1 protein-coding gene and 1 pseudogene are annotated in these 2526 nt (G+C 42.0%); both read left to right on the plus strand.

Annotated elements, in window-relative coordinates; translation table 11 throughout:
- Positions 1-1231, plus strand: a pseudogene (locus tag F6K53_RS37185) (hypothetical protein); the annotation flags it as partial.
- A 1024-nt stretch (positions 1232-2255) separates the two neighbouring features.
- Positions 2256-2526, plus strand: a 271-nt coding sequence (locus F6K53_RS37190; RefSeq protein ID WP_293084593.1) for a sugar transferase, incomplete at its 3' end; no start/stop codon positions are given.

Here is a 2526-nt window from a genome sequence, read left to right on the forward strand (position 1 = left end):
GACTCAATTTGTTCTCGTCAAGGGTTTCAAAGTGACTGCTCAAACCGACATTCAATCTCTGATTGCTGATATTGACCACATCCTCCATAAGCCTGACTTTCCTCTACCATGGTTCAAGTCTGGTGACTTAGCGGCTGCACACCAGGTTTTGCGGAAAGTTCGTAGCTACCTAGTTTCCCAACAGCAGAAGCTAGGGGTAGAATCGGACAAGACAAGTACTACAGTCACCCCATCTCAGACGGGAGTAACCACATCTGTTCAGGAAGGAGTGCAGCAAATCCTGCGAGCGGTTAATCAAGAAATGAACCTTCTACGTACCGATTTGACGAAACCATTGCAGCTAGAGTTAGAGGCTCTACAGCAACAGCGGGAGTCTCTGGTACGAGAAATTCAGCATTTGGAGAGTACCAAGCAACAGCTGGATTACTATACCAAACAACAAACTGCAAATGTGCAGTTTGCTTCAGACTTCTCACAAGGGCTAATCAACCGCCTTGTCGAAAGCTTGACGCAAAAGCTATCTCAAATTTTAGCGAATTGGGAAGCTCACTTAAAAAAGAATCCCACTAGTGACGACTCAATCAACCGATTGCCTTCAAATCAGGACGAGATTGTTGCTGTAGTCGAAAGACAAAAGGTTATTGAGCAACTACAGCAGCTTCAAAAACAATCTGATCAACTCATACAGAATATAGATCTTAACCAACGGTTGACTTTTGAGACCCTACAAAGAGATCTTCAAGGTTACCAGCAGTCTTTATCTCAGGAACTTGAAAAAATGCACAGCTTAGGCATGCAGGGAGAAATGTTGTTTGCTGCCTTTGTGAATCGTCTAGCTCAGCAGTTAGGACGAGAAGCTTCAAGCCTATGGCCTTCCTCACAACAACCACCGGATGTACAGGTTCAAGTTGAGGATAAGGATAGCTTTCAATTACATCCGGAAACCTTATTGCCCAAAAACTCTGTGACTATGACTGAGGCGGTGTCTGAGGGATCAGATTTGAATCAGGAACCACCAATGGATTGGTCAACAGGAGAGTTGCCTCAATCCTGGGGGATAGGATTGTCTGAAGAAAATACACCATTGCGATCGCACGTAGCTGATCCTACACCAGAGTCCCAAAAGACATCTCGGACCAATGACTCCCTTGACCATTCAGAAGTCATTGCTACTATTAATGCTTTGACAGATTTGTGTGAACAGATGGGTGTGAATTACCTCAAGGGGTGACAAGTAGCTTGAGCGTTTGAGATGCTGTGGGGTTTGTGGGGTATGGGCTGGGGCGGCGACCTGGGGTGGTTTGGAAGATTAAAGAGCTTTGAGCAAAGAAAATAGTGGCTTGTGACGATGCAAGTTTCTTTGATTACAGAACAGATCTGTTCGCGCAGCAGGGCCTTAGCTCTTCGCAATCCCTGGGAGGCTCTTAAGAAACTCGGATGAAGCGCGTCCGTTCTGTTTTCGGTAAATTCTTGAAAATTCCTGCCAAGCTGGCAACATGGCTAAGCTATAGCAGTGTTTAATGATCTGTGATCTTAAATCGGCTTTTCTAGCCCCCTTTTAGCCCAGTCGAGAGGGAAGTTGCGGCTACATAAGCTTGCGTTTGCCTGCCTTTGACCTAAGGCTTCCCCTCATGACTTGACTATAAAGGAGGTTTTTAACTTGGATTTAGTATCAGAGGTAGTCTTTAGGGATGTCTACCTAGCAACTTAACATCAATTGCATTATTTTTACCTCTAATCATTTCCAGTCATTTTTTGATTAATAATAGTCAACTATTACTACCAAAATTCAGACTAGAAGTCAATTAATTCAACCCCAATTCACAATCCCTTCACGAATTCGTCGATACAATGTGAAAGTTCAGTGAAATGATACAAAATATACTACTCTTTTTTTGAAAAATCAAAATACTATGAGCAGAGGCTTCGATTAAAAATTCTTAATAAGGCGGTCAATAAAAATGACAAGGTCATCTACCTATATATAAGTTACTTTTATAAAAAAAATTAACTTTAGTGGGAACTTTTAAAGTTTTCAGCGGTCTGGTTAATAGACTATTTAGTGAACAACAAAGACTTTAGGGTTAGTGGGTGCCTACCAAATCTTTTGGAAAATGGCAGGAGACTCTTCCATAAAGTTTTGCCAAAAACTACCTAAGCAAGTTGGCTCTCTTGAGCTTAACTGTTCTATCAGCCTGGGGATTTAAAGCAATTATTCCGTCGTTTAATCAACTTTAGATAACTAAGAAAAAGCCGTGATTATCTCCAAGTCTTCTGCTTATACCTCGATTGATTCACCAATTTGGGATAACAGAATACCAAGTTGTTTATTTCAGCAAGAGGTTCATCAGTCTGCCAACAATACTATCAAGCGATTAATTGATATTATTGGAGCTTTGGTTGGATTATTAATTACCGTGAGCATCGCAATTCCGATTGCGATCGCTATGTCGATAGTCGATCCCGGTCCATTATTTTATAGTCAGATCCGTTGTGGTCTGAATGGGAACCCCTTCCGAATCTGGA

The organism is Moorena sp. SIO4A1 (assembly GCF_010672065.1).
Taxonomy (GTDB): Bacteria; Cyanobacteriota; Cyanobacteriia; order Cyanobacteriales; family Coleofasciculaceae; genus Moorena.